Annotated in this window: 14 protein-coding genes; 11 read left to right on the top strand and 3 right to left on the bottom strand. The window is 61.8% G+C overall.

The genetic code is table 11. From position 1 onward, the window contains the following. Positions 1–6 precede the first annotated feature (6 nt). From IC232_RS19230 to IC232_RS19275, 10 genes are all read left to right on the top strand, one after another. Positions 7–831 carry an SDR family oxidoreductase gene (locus tag IC232_RS19230; RefSeq protein ID WP_190846575.1) on the top strand — a complete coding sequence of 275 codons (825 nt, stop codon included), beginning with the start codon at positions 7–9 and terminating at the stop codon, positions 829–831. After that, the gene (locus tag IC232_RS19235) at positions 828–1,529 is read left to right on the top strand and encodes an HpcH/HpaI aldolase family protein (RefSeq protein WP_190846576.1); all 702 of its coding nucleotides are present in this window, start codon (positions 828–830) and stop codon (positions 1,527–1,529) included. The genes IC232_RS19230 and IC232_RS19235 overlap by 4 nt, the downstream gene beginning before the upstream one ends. 20 nt (positions 1,530–1,549) lie before the next feature. After that, positions 1,550–2,314, top strand: a complete 765-nt coding sequence (locus IC232_RS19240) for an SDR family oxidoreductase (protein WP_190846577.1) — start codon at positions 1,550–1,552, stop codon at positions 2,312–2,314. 122 nt (positions 2,315–2,436) lie between these two features. Then, positions 2,437–3,378, top strand: a complete 942-nt coding sequence (locus tag IC232_RS19245) for a 2-hydroxyacid dehydrogenase (protein ID WP_190846578.1) — start codon at positions 2,437–2,439, stop codon at positions 3,376–3,378. A 10-nt stretch (positions 3,379–3,388) separates the two neighbouring features. Beyond that, complete coding sequence (locus IC232_RS19250; RefSeq protein ID WP_190846579.1) at positions 3,389–4,423, top strand: L-idonate 5-dehydrogenase; 1,035 nt, start codon at positions 3,389–3,391, stop codon at positions 4,421–4,423. 25 nt (positions 4,424–4,448) lie between these two features. Beyond that, a complete protein-coding gene (locus tag IC232_RS19255; protein ID WP_190846580.1) occupies positions 4,449–6,020 on the top strand; it encodes a Re/Si-specific NAD(P)(+) transhydrogenase subunit alpha in 1,572 nt (523 codons plus the stop codon). A gap of 10 nt (positions 6,021–6,030) precedes the next feature. After that, positions 6,031–7,461 carry an NAD(P)(+) transhydrogenase (Re/Si-specific) subunit beta gene (locus IC232_RS19260; protein ID WP_190846581.1) on the top strand — a complete coding sequence of 477 codons (1,431 nt, stop codon included), beginning with the start codon at positions 6,031–6,033 and terminating at the stop codon, positions 7,459–7,461. Between the two features lie 135 nt (positions 7,462–7,596). Continuing rightward, positions 7,597–9,087, top strand: a complete 1,491-nt coding sequence (locus IC232_RS19265) for a lyase family protein (protein WP_190846582.1) — start codon at positions 7,597–7,599, stop codon at positions 9,085–9,087. A gap of 222 nt (positions 9,088–9,309) precedes the next feature. Beyond that, a complete protein-coding gene (locus IC232_RS19270; RefSeq protein ID WP_281413404.1) occupies positions 9,310–9,888 on the top strand; it encodes an aminotransferase class I/II-fold pyridoxal phosphate-dependent enzyme in 579 nt (192 codons plus the stop codon). Between the two features lie 380 nt (positions 9,889–10,268). Then, on the top strand, positions 10,269–10,730 hold the full coding sequence (locus IC232_RS19275) for an SH3 domain-containing protein (protein WP_190846583.1): 462 nt from the start codon (positions 10,269–10,271) through the stop codon (positions 10,728–10,730). 581 nt (positions 10,731–11,311) lie between these two features. Here IC232_RS19275 and IC232_RS19280 read toward each other — a convergent pair. Then, positions 11,312–13,795, bottom strand: a complete 2,484-nt coding sequence (locus tag IC232_RS19280) for an EAL domain-containing protein (protein ID WP_281413405.1) — start codon at positions 13,793–13,795, stop codon at positions 11,312–11,314. A gap of 640 nt (positions 13,796–14,435) precedes the next feature. Here IC232_RS19280 and IC232_RS32935 point away from each other — a divergent pair. Beyond that, complete coding sequence (locus IC232_RS32935) at positions 14,436–14,567, top strand: hypothetical protein (RefSeq protein WP_281413406.1); 132 nt, start codon at positions 14,436–14,438, stop codon at positions 14,565–14,567. Between the two features lie 119 nt (positions 14,568–14,686). Here IC232_RS32935 and ccoS read toward each other — a convergent pair whose 3' ends face one another. Both ccoS and IC232_RS19290 read right to left on the bottom strand, forming a co-directional pair. Continuing rightward, positions 14,687–14,863, bottom strand: a complete 177-nt coding sequence (gene ccoS, locus IC232_RS19285) for a cbb3-type cytochrome oxidase assembly protein CcoS (RefSeq protein WP_190846585.1) — start codon at positions 14,861–14,863, stop codon at positions 14,687–14,689. Positions 14,864–14,888: 25 nt separating this feature from the next. Then, positions 14,889–17,117 carry a cation-translocating P-type ATPase gene (locus IC232_RS19290; RefSeq protein WP_190846586.1) on the bottom strand — a complete coding sequence of 743 codons (2,229 nt, stop codon included), beginning with the start codon at positions 17,115–17,117 and terminating at the stop codon, positions 14,889–14,891. Positions 17,118–17,131: the final 14 nt, after the last annotated feature.

Genomic DNA, 17,131 nt, shown 5'->3' on the forward strand with positions numbered 1-17,131 from the left:
AATTCGATGAAATTGCTTGATGGCAAGGTGGCACTCGTCACGGGGGCAGGTACTGGAATCGGTCGCGAAGCCGCAATTCTATTGGCAAGTGACGGTGCCCGCGTGATCCTGACAGGTCGTCGGCTTCAACCCCTTGAGGAGGTAGCCGCACAGATCGAGTCAGAAGGCGGATCAGCGGTTGCTCGCTCCCTCGATATCGAGTCGCGTGACGATATCTTCGAGACGATCGCGTGGGCCCGTAACGCCGTCGGCCCAGTCGACATTCTCGTGAACAATGCCGGGAGCGCTAGTAAGGTCCTGAACGCGCGCTTCCTGAGCGAGGAAGAATGGAATTCGACCGTCAACGTCAATCTAACGGCTGTCTTCAATCTGACCCAGGCGGTCCTGCCCGACATGATTGCGAAGGGAGAAGGCACCATCATAACCGTGTCATCTCTCGCGGCTCTAAACCCTAATCTGCTTGGAGGAGCAGCCTATGGGGCGGCTAAGGCTGGCGTGAAGAACTTCATGACCTTCCTGCACAACACCTATCGCAATCAGGGCATCCGGGCGACAACGATTCTGCCGGGCGAGACCGATACGCCAATCATGAACAACCGTGCGCGGCCGCCGCTCGAAAGCGAACGCGCGAAGATGCTCGACCCGCACGATGTCGCCCGGGCGATTGCGCTATGCGCGAGCCTGAAAAAGGGTGCAGTGATACCCGAGCTTCACATCTGCCCAACCTACATGCGGGATACTTCCGCCGATATCGAGACAGCTCGTTGGATCGGCGCGCCTTCCGATACGCTGGATCTGCCAAAGAAAGAATCAACGGGAGAAGCCCGATGAACGGTGCGAAATTGCGTGCCCGGCTGCAGGCTGGCGACAGCATCACTATGTTCAATCCGCACCATGTCTCGCCGGGTCTCTCCGTCCGACTGGTGGAGCTTGGTGCCGACAGCATCTTCGTCGACTGTGAGCACGGAACGTGGAGCTTCGAGGATGTGCGGCTCACCGGTCAAGTCGTCCGTGGTGCGGGCGGTGCAGCTATCGTGCGCCCGCACTCTCACGAGCGTCCCATCCTGATCCGCTACCTCAATGCCGGCGCTGACGGTCTCATGGTGCCTATGGTCGACACAGCGGACCAGGCGCGGGCGATCGTTGATGCGGTGCGCTACGCCCTGCCATCGGATCATGAGAAGCGGCTCGTAGTCAGCATGGTCGAAACCCTGGAGGCAATCGAGAACCTCGACGAGATGCTCGCAGTCGACGGCATCGACGTGTTCTTCATCGGCCCTGGGGATTTGTCGCAGAACATGGGATACCCACCCGCACCGCCGTTCGGTGAGCCACGTCCCAAAGAAGTCATGGAGAGGGTCGCTTATGCGGTTCAGAAGATCCGCAGTGCGGGTAAGGTCGCTGGGACATTGGTGACCGCCGACGAGTTTCCCTACTGGCTGGAGAAGGGCGTGCAGTACTTCTACGTTCATTCCGATCCCTTCCTGCGCATCGGCATGAACGGCATCAAATCGCTACTCGGGCGCTGATCGAAAGCAGAGAAGTCGTTATGAGCTTTCCCCTGTTCACTCTTGAAGGCAGACGAGCCCTTGTCACGGGCTCGTCACAGGGCATCGGCCTTGCTTTGGCCAAAGGCTTGGCGGAGCATGGCGCGGCTGTCGTCCTCAACGGCCGCGACCCCGGCAAGATCGAGGTCGCCGCAGCCGACCTATCGGCCGCAGGACACAAAGTCTCAACCGCAATCTTCGACGTGACCTCGGCAGAGGCCGTTCGGAACGGAATTGAGACCATTGAAGGCGAGGGCCCGATCGATATCCTCATCAACAATGCCGGGATGCAGTTCCGCACGCCCCTCGAGGACTTTCCTGCCGAACGCTGGGAGCAGTTGCTGACCACCAACATTTCCAGCGTATTCTATGTCGGGCAGGCGGTCGCACGGCATATGATCGCCCGGGGGCGGGGCAAGATCATCAACATCGCCTCAGTGCAAAGCGAGCTCGCCCGGCCCGGGATCGCTCCTTACACAGCGACCAAGGGGGCGGTGAGGAACCTGACCCGGGGCATGTGTGCGGACTGGGGCAAGCACGGCCTACAGATCAATGCCATTGCGCCCGGGTACTTCAAGACGCCGCTCAACCAAGCCCTTGTCGACAGCGCAGAATTCTCAAGCTGGCTTGAGAAGCGCACGCCGGCAGCCCGATGGGGCAATGTTGAGGAACTGGTCGGCGCGGCCGTCTTCCTGTCGAGCGAGGCATCCTCATTCGTGAACGGGCACACGCTCTACGTTGATGGCGGCATCACCACCTGCCTTTGAGGCAGGCAGCCGCTCCACGCTAACTGTCATCATGGGGCGGCAGTTTCCCGCCTGATGAACGAACGCTGCACTGCATAAGGCACGCCGCAGCCCGCAAAAAGCTGACCTGGGAGGAGATCACGATGACCAAGCCCGAGATCCTGATGATGGGTCCCTATCCGGCCTGGGACCTTGAGGACCTAGAAAGCAACTACAAGGTTCACAAGCTTTGGGAGGCCACCGACCGGGCGGCCTTTCTAAGCGAGGTGGGTGGCAACGTTCGCGCCATTGCGACACGCGGTGAGATCGGCGCCTCGGCTGAGCTTATGAAGGCCCTACCAGGGCTCGAGATCGTCTCCTGCTATGGTGTCGGAACAGATGCCATCGACCTCTCCCACGCGAAGGCAAACGGGATCCAAGTCACCAATACGCCCAACGTCCTGACGGCGGACGTGGCCGACATAGGGGTCGGGCTACTCCTCGCCGTCGCCCGCCAGATCCCGCACGCTGACAAATATGTCCGAGACGGACGCTGGCGCAGCGCCAACATGCATCTCGTGACCCGAGTTCACGGCAAGACAGCCGGCATCGTCGGCATGGGGCGCATTGGTGTTGAGGTCGCCAAGCGTCTCGCCGCTTTCGATTGTCCGATCACGTATTTCGACATCAACCAGCGAGACGATCTGCCGTATACCTTTGTGCCCGATCTGATCACTCTGGCTAAACAGGCCGAGTTCCTCATCGTGACCCTGGCCGGCGGCGTCAGCACTCAGGGGATCATCAATGCAGATGTCTTACGTGCCTTGGGACGCGACGGCATTCTGATCAACATCTCGCGCGGATCAACCGTTGATGAGGCAGCCCTGCTCGACGCGCTCGAACGCAACATCATCAAAGGCGCCGGCCTCGATGTATTCCGGAACGAGCCGAATATCGACGAGCGCTTCCTGACGCTGGAGAACGTCGTCCTCCAGCCGCATCACGCGTCTGGAACCGTGGAAACCCGGCAGGCCATGGGCAAGCTCGTGCGCGACAATCTGGCGGCGCACTTTGCCCGGCAGCCGCTTCTCACACCCGTCATCTGAGGATTGCCCCATGAAAGCCGTTGTCATTCATGCCGCCAAGGACCTGCGCATTGAGGAACGCGAGCCGGAGGCGCCTGGGCCGGGACAGGTCGAGGTCGCCATCGAAGCAGGGGGCATCTGCGGCTCCGATCTGCACTACTACCATCACGGCGGCTTCGGGACAGTCCGGGTCCGCGAGCCGATGATCCTCGGCCATGAAGTGGCTGGCACCATCCGCTCCCTCGGTGAGGGCGTGTCCGGTCTCGCCATCGGTGATCGGGTGGCGGTCTCGCCGAGCCGGCCCTGCCAGCAATGCGAGTACTGCCTAAAAGGCCAGCAGAACCAGTGCCTGAACATGCGCTTTTATGGCAGCGCCATGCCGATGCCGCACATCCAGGGCGCGTTCCGGCAGAGCCTGGTGGCTGAGCAATGGCAATGCCACAAGGTGGCTGATGACGTCTCGATCAACGAGGCAGCCTTTGCCGAACCGCTGGCGGTGACACTGCATGCGGTCAACCGGGCTGGGTCGCTCCTGGGCAAGCGGGTTCTGGTCACCGGCTGCGGCCCGATCGGGGCTCTCGCCATCATCGCCGCCCTTGCGCATGGGGCACGGGAGATCGTCGCCACCGACGTCATGGATGCGGTGCTCGAGAAGGCACGGGCTGTGGGCGCCGACCGGACGATCAACGTGGCGAGCGAGCCTGAGGCGCTGTCGGCTTATTCGGCCAACAAAGGCACCTTCGATGTCCAGTTCGAGGCCTCCGGCAATGAGCGCGCCGTACGCTCCGGCCTGGAGGTGCTGAAGCCCCGCTCGGTGCTGGTACAGCTCGGTCTCGGCGGTGACGTCTCGATCCCGCAGAACCTTGTGGTGGCGAAGGAGATCGAGATGAGGGGCACGTTCCGCTTTCATGAGGAGTTCGCGCTTGCGGTCGACCTCATCAACACGCGACGGGTGGATCTCAAGCCTCTGATGAGCGGGACCTTCCCAATCGCCGATGCGGTGGCGGCCTTCGAGGCTGCCAGCGATCGCAGCCGGTCGATGAAGATTCATCTGAGTTTCACCTGACACGACGTATAACAGGACATTAGCCATGAGGATCGGGGCACCGAAGGAAGCTTTTCCAGGTGAAGCGCGCGTTGCGATGACCCCGGATTCGGCTGTGGCGCTGCAGAAGCTGGGCCATACATGCTTCATCGAGGCGGGGGCCGGAACTGCTGCTGGGATCTCGGATGCGGCCTATGCCGCTGCGGGAGTGAGCGTCGTGCCGGATGCAGCCGCCCTCTACGTTGCGACGGACGTGGTCACGAAAGTGCGTCCACCGGATGAGGACGAGGTGCAACGCCTCCGCCAGGGGCAGACACTGATATCGTTCTTCTGGCCGGCTCAGAACTCCAGCCTTCTGGAGCTGGCAAGCACACGAGGCGCTACCGTCGTGGCCATGGACATGGTGCCGCGTATCTCCCGTGCCCAGAAGATGGACGCGCTCTCCTCCATGGCCAACATCGCCGGTTACCGCGCCGTGATCGAGGCCGGCAACCACTTCGGCCGCTTCTTCACCGGCCAGGTCACCGCCGCCGGCAAGGTGCCGCCCGCCAAGGTGCTTGTGGTGGGTGCGGGTGTCGCCGGGCTGGCCGCCATCGGCACCGCGACCTCGCTCGGCGCCATCACCTATGCCTTCGATGTGCGTCCAGAAGTGGCCGAGCAGATCGAGTCCATGGGGGCCCAGTTCGTCTTCCTGGAATTCGAGGAAGCGCAGGACGGGGCTGCCACCGGCGGCTATGCCGCCCCCTCGAGCCCCGAGTTCCGGGAGAAGCAGCTCGCGAAGTTCCAGGAACTCGCACCCGAGATCGACATCGTTATCACCACCGCCCTGATCCCGGGTAGGCCCGCGCCGAAGCTGTGGACGGCCGACATGGTCGAGGCGATGAAGCCGGGCTCGGTGATCGTCGATCTGGCCGCCGAGCGCGGCGGCAACTGCGACCTGACCGTGCCGGACGAGAAGGTGGTGACTGAGAACGGCGTCACCATCATCGGCTATACCGACTTCCCAAGCCGCATGGCCGCCCAGGCCTCCACCCTCTACAGTAACAACATCCGCCACATGCTGGCGGACCTAACCCCGAACAAGGACGGTGTGATCGTCCACAACATGGACGATGACGTGATCCGCGGCGCCACCGTCACTCACCAGGGTGCGATCACTTATCCGCCGCCCCCGCCCAAGATTCAGGCGATCGCCGCCGCCAAGCCAAAGGAGAAGGTGAGAGAGTTCACCCCGGAGGAGAAGCGGGCGCAGGAGGCGGAGGCCTTCCGGGGCCAAACCAAGACCCAGGTGGGGTTGCTCGTGGCCGGTGGCCTGCTGATCGCGCTGGTGGGCGCCTATGCGCCGGCCAGCTTCATGGCGCACTTCATCGTCTTCGCGCTGGCCTGCTTCGTCGGCTTCCAGGTGATCTGGAGCGTCAGCCATTCCCTGCACACGCCGCTGATGGCGGTGACTAACGCCATTTCGGGCATCGTGGTGCTGGGTGCCCTGCTGCAGGTCGGCTCCAGCCATTGGCTAGTCACGGCATTGGCTGCTCTGTCCTTCCTGATCGCCACCATCAACATCGTCGGCGGCTTCCTGGTCACACGCCGGATGCTGGCCATGTTCCAAAAGTCATGAGGATCGTCCGATGAGCTTTGGTCTTGTCTCTGCCGCCTATGTGGCGGCCGCCGTCCTGTTCATCCTCTCTCTCGGCGGCCTGTCCGGTCACGAGAGCGCCAAGCGGGCGGTCTGGTACGGCATTGCCGGCATGGCGCTCGCCGTGGGTGCAACTGTGTTAGGGCCGGGTGTGGGCAACTACGTGGTGATTGCCGCCATGCTGGTGATCGGCTCTGCCATCGGCTGGTATGTGGCCAAGAAGGTCGCGATGACCGAGATGCCGCAGCTGGTGGCGGCGCTGCACTCCTTCGTCGGTCTCGCGGCCGTGTTCATCGGCTTCAACGCCGATCTCGAGCTCACCCGGGTGCTCGCCCTCGATGAAGCCTCGCGTCAGGCGCTCACCGGCTTTGCCGGGGTGCTGGCGCACAAGACCGGCGTGGAGATCGCGATCCTGAAGGTCGAGGTGTTCCTAGGCGTGTTCATCGGTGCGGTAACGTTCACCGGCTCCATCGTCGCCTTCGGCAAGCTCGCCGGCAAGGTTGACGGCAAGGCCAGGAAGCTGCCGGGCGGGCATGGGCTCAACGCCGGGGCGGCGCTGCTCTCGCTCGTCCTGCTGGTGCTGTATGTCCAGGGGGCGGGCATCTGGGCCTTGGTGGCGATGACCCTGCTGGCCTTCTTCATCGGCTATCACCTGATCATGGGCATCGGCGGGGCCGACATGCCGGTGGTGGTCTCGATGCTCAACTCCTACTCGGGCTGGGCGGCGGCGGCCATCGGCTTCACCCTCGGCAACGACCTGCTGATCGTCACAGGAGCGCTGGTGGGCTCCTCGGGTGCGATCCTGAGCTACATCATGTGCAAGGCGATGAACCGCAGCTTCATCAGCGTGATCCTCGGCGGCTTCGGCGCCACCACCGGTCCGGTGATGGCAATCGCGGGCGAGCAGATTGCCATCGATGCTGACGGGGTGGCCACCGCCCTCGAGGAGGCCGACAGCGTCGTGATCGTCCCGGGCTACGGCATGGCGGTGGCCCAGGCCCAGCAGTCCGTCTCAGAGCTGACCCGTCGCCTGCGCGCCAAGGGCAAGCAGGTGCGCTTTGCCATCCACCCTGTGGCCGGGCGCCTGCCAGGGCACATGAACGTGCTGCTGGCCGAGGCCAGGGTGCCGTATGACATCGTGCTGGAGATGGACGAGATCAACGAAGACTTTGCCAAGACGGATGCGGTTATCGTCATTGGCTCGAACGACATCGTCAATCCGGCAGCCCAGGAGGATCCGAACAGCCCGATTGCCGGCATGCCGGTGCTGGAGGTGTGGAAGGCCAAGCAGGTGTTCGTCTCCAAGCGCGGGCAGGGGACCGGGTACTCTGGCATCGAAAACCCGCTGTTCTACAAGGACAACACCCGTATGTTCTACGGCGATGCCAAAGCCAGCATCAATCAGCTCGTGCAGGCTTTCTAATCGAATCGATCTTCGGGGGTTAAGAGGCTGCTCGCCAATCTCTTTCAACGTTCCGCAGCAAGTTCCAATCCTTGTGCCGCGGGAGCCAAGGTCTATGCTCGACGCATCGTCTATCTAAGAACGGAGAGAAGCATCATGTTCACACGTCAAACAGTCCTTGGACTAGCTTGCGCGGCTGCAATTGGCATTGGAAGCGCTGCGGCGCAGCCGGCCCGTGACGATTTCTACTGGATCGGTGAGATGAACAAGGCTTCCGCGGTCATGGTCGCCTCCACGGGCATCGTGGATCGCCAGCTCGGCCGCACCATCGCGCAAGCCGTGGCGAAGGTCATTGAGGACGGAGCCCGCCCAGGTGCCGAGCGTTCCTCCGATTATCTGCGGATCGAGCCTCTGCTGATCACGGCCGGCGGCCCCGATGTCACGCGATTGCATTCCGGTCGCAGCCGACAAGACATGCTATCCACCAGCCAGCGCCTCTTCCTACGCGACGCCTACCTCGACAATGCGGCCTCGCTCAATGCCTACCGGGCTGCTTTGCTGCGTCTTGCCCGCACATCGCCGGACGCGATCATGCCCGCCTTCACCATGGGGGTGCAGGCCCAGCCCATTACCATGGGCCATTATCTCTCCGGCTACCTCGGCGCGCTAGAACGACAAGCGAAGCGCCTGCAAGAGGCCTATGCACGCATGAACCTGTCGCCGCTTGGCGCCGCAGCCGTGGGCACATCCAGCTTCCCTGTGGACCGGCGCCAACTGGCCACGCTGCTCGGCTTTGATGCGCCAATCGACAACTCATTCGATGCCAATCACGTCTCGCCGTATGACCTCGGTGTCGAAGCGGCCTCGCTCGCCACGTCGAGTGCCGTGACAACCGGCGCGTTGATGGCCGACCTGCTAGACCAGTACCGCCAAGCCCGTCCTTGGTTTCTCCTCGGCACCGGAGAGATGGGTACGAGCAGCATCATGCCGCAGAAGCGGAATCCGGTAACCATGCTCAACGCCCGCGAGCAGGCGAGCCTGACCCTTGGCGCGGCGCACACGACCATTCTTGTTGCCCACAACGTCGGCCCAGGAGTGATCGAGTACCGCGGTGAAGAAGCGCGGAACGCCATACACGAAGCCTCGCAGATGCAGACCAACCTGGCGCGCCTGATTGGAACGCTCCGCTTCGACGCAGCGCGTGCGCTGGAAGAGGTCAATGGCGACTACGCAACCTCCACCGAACTGGCTGATGTCCTTCAGCGCGAGGCAAGCGTCCCATTCCGCGTCGGTCACCACTTCGCCTCGGAACTCGTGAACTATGGTCGCAGCAATGGGCTCCGGCCGGCGGAGCTTCCGTTCTCCGAGGCGGCGCGGATTTATGCACAGGTTGTGAAGGAGATGATGGGTGAGGAGAATGCTCGCTTCCCTCTGACAGAAGCCCGTTTTCGTGAATCACTCACGGCCGAGAATATGATCCGCTCAAGCCTCGGCCTTGGCGGCCCCCAGCCAGCCGAGGTCGCACGCATGCTGGAGGCACAAGCAGCTAGGATCGAGGCAGATAAAGCTTGGTTGGATGGCCGTCGTAAAGCCCTATCCGATGCTTCAGCCGCTCTCGATGCGGCCTTCAACGCGCTGCGGAACTGAGCCAACAGACAATCCATTACAAGGCAGGGTCTGCGCGCCATATCGTGGGCAGACCCGGCCTTGTAAAACCCAATATCCGCATCGGCGCTTGACTGGGTTGGATGGCTCCCGCTCCCGGCGGTGTCAAAATGAGCACCACCCGAACATTCGTAATGTGCCACTACCCCCACCGACCAACGCCCGTCGCGCTCACTTTTCCTGATCGCGAACGGAGTGAGAACCATGTCTGATTTCTACCGGATCAAGCGCCTTCCGCCTTACGTCTTCGAGCAGGTCAACCGCATCAAGGCCGCCGCCCGTGCCAACGGGGCGGATATCATCGACCTCGGGATGGGCAATCCGGACCTCCAGGCTCCCCAGCACGTCATCGACAAGCTGGTCGAGACCGTAGGCAAGCCCAGGAACGACCGATATTCGGCTTCGAAGGGAATCGGTGGTCTGCGCCGCGCCCAGGCGGGCTACTACGAGCGCCGCTTTGGCGTGAAGCTCAATCCGGACACCCAGGTGGTGGCGACGCTGGGTTCCAAGGAGGGCTTTGCCAACATGCCCCAGGCGATCACAGAGCCGGGCGATGTGATCCTCGTGCCGAACCCGAGCTATCCGATCCACGTCTTCGGTTTCCTGATGGCAGGCGGCGTGATCCGCTCCATTCCGGCCGAGCCTACTCCCGAACTCTTCGTCGCCGCCGAGCGGGCAGTCGCCCATTCGATCCCCAAGCCCGTGGCGCTCGTGGTCTGCTACCCGTCGAACCCGACCGCCTATGTGGGGCCAGCGCAAGATCTGCTCCTGATTGAGCGCTAAGGTAGAACGGATCCGCAACCCTTTCCACGAGGAGATGGCTTTGACGCGCTGTACTAAGGCAGAGGAAGGCTCACGATCATCAGCTAACCCATTGCTACTTCAGCACGAAGCCGATGCGCCAGACTCAGCTCCACAAGGCCACTCTGACGACGCATTCAGCGGTGCTACCCGTCTCATCCATGGGCTCCGCCCGGTACCACGTCCCAGACAGCCAAACCAAGCCCAACAGGACGTTGAGGAGTTCTATTCGGCTGCTTGAAGGCACATGTTCTTGCTACGTACTTCGTTACCGCACAGTCAGGCACAGATCTTGCGCTGATCCCTTGTGGGGCGCTGCAGTCTCGGATGTCCATGCGAGGTCGGGTAGTCCCAACAAACCGATGCTTCCGCGCTTTGCATCGCTCAAGCAGCAGAAGACCAATGTGCGGGTGGGGCTGGGCACACAATATCCAATCCGCTGGATCTACCAACGGCAGGGTCTGCCGGTCGAGATCATTGCCGAATTTGGCAACTGGCGCCGCATCAGAGGCAGCGACAGCTCTGGTGGTTGGGTCCACGCGGCACTACTCTCCGCAAGGAGAACGGCTCTCGCTGCTCCATGGCGTACAGCCACCGTCAATCTGTCAGCACGCCCGAGTGACCCAGCCGCGGTCGTTGCACGGCTTCAGCCACGGGTTCTCGTGCGTGTGAAGCGCTGTGACCGTACGTGGTGTGCGGTGGATGTACCGGAGCACGACCTGCAGGGCTACGTCCGGCAGGTGAAGCTCTGGGGTGTCTACCCGGACGAACTTGTCGGACGCGCCCGTTCACACCTGTTCAATCCCGTAAAGAGAGCCGAATGACTTCGCCAGCATGATCTACGCTCCGCAACGTGCGACACTCCGACCTCGTCGTGACACCAATCCCATCCCGGTCGGCCACCACTGAGGATGGTTCCGTCGCAAACTCGGTTTCTACTTGTCTATACTGGCGATCTCGCGCTGGCCAGCTACTGTAAAATCAACGGTTTAGCGCTGCCGCTATGACCGAAGATGCCGCTCAAAAATGGCTATACTTCGAGTTTGCGACAGAACCCATCCCAGTTGGCACGGTGATGATGAGATGATGTGAAGCATGAGCGGACATGGACCGCCGGATCTGGAAACCCGTGGCATCGTCTTGCGCCAGTCACGCGCGATAAGTTGAGAGGGATCAGGTTCAGCGTAAAACATCAGGGCCTGCGGTCAGAAAGCACCGCGTTCAAAGGCCGGAGACATGACTGCACCCGCCCCGCTAGGCCCAAGCATCATCAATAATCACATTGCCAAACGGGCGCCATCCAGACATGACGATGCCGGCTCACCGTATAAGTGCCTACCGCTCACTCTGGCCTCTCTGTGTCGATCGCCAGGAATTGCGACAGATCCAGCTAAGATCCTATCGCTCATCCAGAGCTTTTCGTTTCCCAACTGTTCCAACTGGCGATGAACTCCGGCACTTCAGAAGCCGTCATTGCATGGGCATACAGGAAGCCTTGGGCGTGGTGGCAGCCTAGAGCGCGCAGCCGCAGGGCCTGACCCGGGGTTTCGACGCCTTCAGCGGTGATCGCCAAGTTGAGACTGTGACCGAGGCTGATAACGGCTGCAACAATGGCTGCGTCGTCAGCATCCTCCTCCAAGTCCCGAACGAAGCTTCGGTCGATTTTGACGTGATCAACTGGAAACTGCTTGAGGTGAGTCAGTGAGGCATAGCCGGTGCCGAAGTCGTCAAGGGCGATCCGCACCCCTCGTTCGCAAAGCGTCCGGAGGATGGTCCCGGCATATTCTGCGCTCCTTCCGAGCAGGACCGTCTCGGTGATTTCCACCTCCAGCCGCTCCGGCGGGACTTTCGCAGCATCCAAGAGGCTCAGAACTTCCTCCGCAAGGTGAGGACGTTTGAACTCTGCCGATGATAGGTTGACAGCGATGCGCCCGAAGTAGATGCCGCTATCGAGCCATTGCCGCATATCTTGTGCGGCTCGACTGATGATCTGCTTGCCGAGGGCTACCCCAAGTTCCGGATCAGCGAACGCTGCGCTAAAAGCGGCTGGCGTCAGGATACCCCGGCTAGGATGCTCCCACCGCGCAAGCGCCTCAAAGCCGACGATCCTCCCAGAGGCGAGATCGATCTTGGGCTGGTAGTGCGGCAGGAACTGCTCTCGCAAGAGTGCCTTTCGCACCTGCTGCCTGAGCGCCGCCTGATCTTCGATCTCTTGTCCCATCTCCGGCGTGTAGACCACGACCCTGTTGCGGCCTTGAGCCTTAGCCCGATAGAGGGCGATGTCGGCTGCTTTCATCAAAGCCATAGGAGCGGCATGGTGATTAGGGAAGGCCGTGACGCCGATGCTCGCTTTGATGATCAGCTTCCGGCCTGCATAGGAAAATGGCTGCCGCAGGCGCTTGATCACCCGCTCTGCATATCTGATCGAATGCTGAAGGCGCATCGGCTCGACCAGAATAACCCCGAACTCGTCGCCACCGAATCGTGCAACAGTATCACAATTACGGGTGATGCTTTGCAGACGGCTCGCAACCTCTCGCAACACTGCATCACCTGCATCATGGCCGAGGAGGTCATTGATCACCTTGAACTCGTCCAGATCGAGCATGAGGAAGCTCACGCTCGTTTCATTGCGCTTGGCCTCTGCTAGCGCTAGCTCCAGACGGTGCTGGAACAAAACACGATTGGGCAGCCCAGTTAGCGGATCGTGGTTTGCAGACCGCCAGATCTCTTCCTCCGCCGCCTTGCGCTCGCTGATGTCGAAGGTGACGCCAACGATCTGACTTGGCCCACGCTTCTCGGCGCGAATCCCGACCCATTGCACTTGATTGCTCGGCAAGACGTAACGAAGTTCAATATTGCTTGCGCCTTGCCCCGCGATCTCGCGGAAGAACGCCTCCCGCTTGTGCAGGTCATCAGGGTGTACCCTCTCCAGAAAGCCGGAAAGGGAGCGGGGTGAATGCCCAAGCAGGTCGGGCAGGTTTTTGGCACTCGAAATCTCACCAGTTTCGAGGTTTAGCTCCCATGCCGACATTCTTCCAACCTGTAGAGCAAGGCGGAGCCGTTCCTCGCTGGCACGCAGTTGTTCCTCAGCCTGCTTCCGTTCGTGGATGTCGCTCAGGCTTCCAATCCATTCACGGATCGAGCCATCGGGATTCTTGATAGGTACGGCGCTGTTCAGCGTCCAGCGGTACTCACCGCTGGCATGCCACACGCGACATTCATTCTGATAAGGGACACCAGAAGCTACGGCTGCCAACCACGCTTGTCTGGTCCTGTCCCTGTCATCGAGGTGGACTACGTTGAGAGCGCCCAATCCAACAGCTTTATCCTCGTGCTGTCCGGTAAAGTCTTTCCAGCCTCTTGCCTCTGTTATCATTCCGTCTGGCGTCGCGAGCCACACAACCCCGGCGCTGACCTCAAGAAGCGCGCGATACTGCTCTTCGCTCCGCGCCAGTGCCGCTTCAGTTATTTTTGCCGCATGGATGTCCGTGCTGGTGCCGAACCATCGCTCGATCCTGCCATGCTCGTCATAAGACGGGGCGGCTTGGCTCAGAATCCACCGGTACTCGCCGGAACGATGGCGAATGCGATACTCCGCATCAAAGTTCCGCCCGGTTGCGACGGAGTGCCGCCATTGGGTTTCTACCCGGCTGCGGTCGTCAGGGTGAGCCACCTCTCTCCAGCCGTCCTCATGAGCAACGCCAACGGGAACGCCTGTGAATTCGTACCAGCGGCCGCTGTAATAGTCGTTGCCACCATCGGGCTGCGCCAACCAAACCATCTGTGGGATGACCTCGGCAATGGCTTTCCAATCTCGATCCCTCCCAGCAGGCTGGCGTGCTCCCTCTGTCGGAGAGGCGGGATCGCTTGCGCTACACTGATTCATTCGAGGTTGCCCGGTAGACCTAATGTTACTTTGCTTCTTTCGCAGAAAGCCGCTGAGTGGCAAGATAGACTGACTGCAATAGGACTGTCTTCTGAATGTGAGATTAGGTCGCGGAAGGTTGCGTAAGGCTTACACAGGCATTGCCACTTTAGTGGGTTCAGGAGGCTGAATGCTGACTTTCAGCCTGTAAGTGCAGCTTGGCACCCCATCAGATCCCAAGAGCATCTTTGCTCCGTCAACGGCATGAAACACCTGAGATCAGCCGTCAGAGCCATGAAGATGTGCGTGTACATGTGGGTTTCACTCAAAGAAGAGCGCGCGAATTTAGAGGCTCTACAGTTACTAGGAAAGGTATAGGCAACTGGCGTTTTCCTGAGCATTGATCAGGTCAGTCCGACGAGCACCGTTGCGTGCAGTCGTGAGTGGACATAGCCCCGGCACGCCGTGCCAGTTCATACATCTACCCAAAAGATGGCTAAATGTGCCCGCTGCCAACGATCTCGATGGATTGAGCCCTCCGGATCGAACCTTCTGACGGTCCGCCACTCGGTGGCTACAGAGTGCCATGCTCGTGATGTTGGCGCGGGAACGGAAGTGGTTTGGGATCCGTTGGATGTGCAATAGGAAAGGAAGGGAGATCGTGGCTCGATTTGTTGACAGGCCGTTCGGCTGGGTGGCGATACTCGCTGTTGCCGCGGGCGCCGCAGTGATGGTGCCAAGTCTCCTGGCACTCGGCATGACGCTGGTGTCGGTGATCATGACCCTCGTCTGACAGAGAGAGGCTACGCACCGCGCTCCAATGGTGGATTGCCAGAATAAAAATTCAACAGAACCGCTTCCGGCCGGCTATACTGTCTTCGCTCCGCTAAACGCGGATCGGAAAGGCGCGGATTATCTCCTCTCCTGACGGTTCTTTCCAGTTTCATCGGGGTCCTCTTCCAGCAGGACCCGTTCTGCCGCCCCATCGAGATCATCGTACTGCCCGTTGCGGAGAGACCATAGAAACGCGGCCAGGCCGGCCAGTCCCATGCCAAGCGCGATGAGGATCAACCACCACATTGAACCCATCCGATCTCTCTTCGGGTCCTCGACGTCATGAGACCCTGCGGCCCGTGGTTAGCCTCATCGCGTTGGCTACGACGATGATCGAGGACAGCGACATCGCAATGGCCGCAACGAGCGGCGTGACATAGCCCAGTACTGCAATCGGCACCGCCAGAGCGTTGTAGCCGATAGCCAGGGCGAAGTTCTGGAAGATCAATCGGCGGGACCGACGCGAGATCCCGAGGGCTTCAGTGACTGCCGAGAGGCTTTCGTTCAGGAACACGAAGTCCGCCGCGTTCCGACCGATGTCTGCCGCCGTGGCCGGGGCCATGGACACGTGGGCGGCTGACAGGGCGGGTGCATCGTTCAGCCCGTCCCCGACCATCAGGACCTTCCGGCCCTCCCTTCCAAGCGCCTCGATCCTGGCCACTTTCCCGACAGGCAGGAGTTCCGCCGTGCTGTCACGCATGCCCAGTTTCAACGCCAGACCGCTGACCACAGCCTCCCGGTCCCCCGAAAGGATCTCCACCCCCAGTCCCTGGTTCACCAGATCGCCTACGGTTTCCCGTGCGTCGGGGCGGACGTGGTCCTCCAGGATGAAAGATGCCAGAAACTCGCTGTTCCTCGCCAGCAGGGATATAGACGCGGCGGGGGCGAGCGTGGGGTTTCCACCGTCCAGTGCCCATTCCGGCCTGCCAAGCCGATACCTGTCGCCATCCTTGAAGGCCTCCAGGCCAAGGCCGGGCACCTCCTCGACGCGTTCGAACGCCATGATCGGGCGCGCGCCTTGGGAGGGTGCGTCCGCGATCGCCCTCGCCACCGGATGTCGTGAGCCAACGGCAATCCCATGCGCGATTTCCATCGCCGACTGTGGAATCTCCGCCGCATTGACGAGGGAGGGGCGCCCGAGCGTCAGGGTGCCGGTCTTGTCGAAGGCGACGGAATCGACTTCGGCGAGGCGTTCCAGAGCGGAGCCGTCCTTGACCATGATGCCCCGTTCGAACAGGCGCCGCGCGGCCATGACCTGTACGATGGGGACCGCCAGCCCCAAGGCGCAGGGACAAGTGATGATCAGGACGGCAATGGCGATGGAGATGGACACATGCCAGTCCCCGGTGAGGAACAGCCAGCCCAGGAACGACAGCAGGGCCATGGTGTGGACGACTGGCGAATAGAGAGCGGAAGCACGGTCGGCCAGCCGCCGATAACGGGCCCGCCCGCCCTCGGCGGCCTCCATCAGGCGGACCATCTCCGCCAGGAAGGAGTCCTCTGCTCTTGCCGTCACCCGGACCGTCAGCGGCCCGGTAAGGTTCATCACGCCCGCCTGCACCGGTTCACCGGGAGCAACGCGCCCGGGGGCGGACTCGCCGGACACGAGCGAACGGTCCACCTCCGACATTCCATGTGTAACCAAGCCGTCGACCGGAACCCGCTCGCCGGCGGCGATCAGCAAGGACGCACCGGGCTCAATATCCGACACCGGGAGATAGAGCGGCCGGCCGTCGCGGATGACGGTGGCGCCAGCGGGAGCAAGCCTCGCAAGGCCTGCCACAGCGGAGCGAGCCCTCTCGCGCATCATATGGTCGAGCGTGCGCCCGATGAGCAGGAAGAAAAGCAGGGACGTGGCCGCGTCGAAGTAGGCATGCGGCGCGTTGTGGACCGTATCGTAGAGGCTGAGCGCAAAGGCGAGCGTCACGCCGATGGAGATCGGCACATCCATGTTGGTGCGGCCATGGCGCAGTGCCGACCATGCCGAGGCATAGAAGACCCGGCCGGAGTAGACGAGGGCGGGGAGGGCAAGAACTGCCGAGATGAGGTGGAACGCTTGCCGTGAGTCGGCATCGGCCCCCGACCAGACGGACACCGACAGCATCATGATGTTCATCGCGCAGAAGCCCGCCACCGCGAGAGCCTTGATCAGGCGCGCGAGCTCTGGATCCCTTGCGTTCTCGTCGAGCGCGAACAGGTGCGCCTCGTAGCCAATGCGGCGCAATGTGCCGATCAGGTCGGGAGGCGTCCCGTCGGCAGTGCGCCAGGTGACGGCGACCCGCTTCATGGACAGGTTGACCCGGGCCACCTCGATGCCGGGCAGCCTTGCCAGTGTCCGTTCGACCGCCGCGATGCAGGCAGCGCAATGGATTCCGGGAACGGACAGGTCGGACTGGCGTGTGCCGTCCCCGAGGTCGCGGCTGGCGAGACGGAGTTCATTCAGCGTGACGCTGGTTTGCCCAGGCGCCTGGAGCACGGCTTGGACATCGACCGGCGCGCAGCAGGTCATCGCCGATCCCCATC

The sequence above is a fragment of the Microvirga sp. genome, from assembly GCF_014699075.1.
GTDB lineage: Bacteria > Pseudomonadota > Alphaproteobacteria > Rhizobiales > Beijerinckiaceae > Microvirga.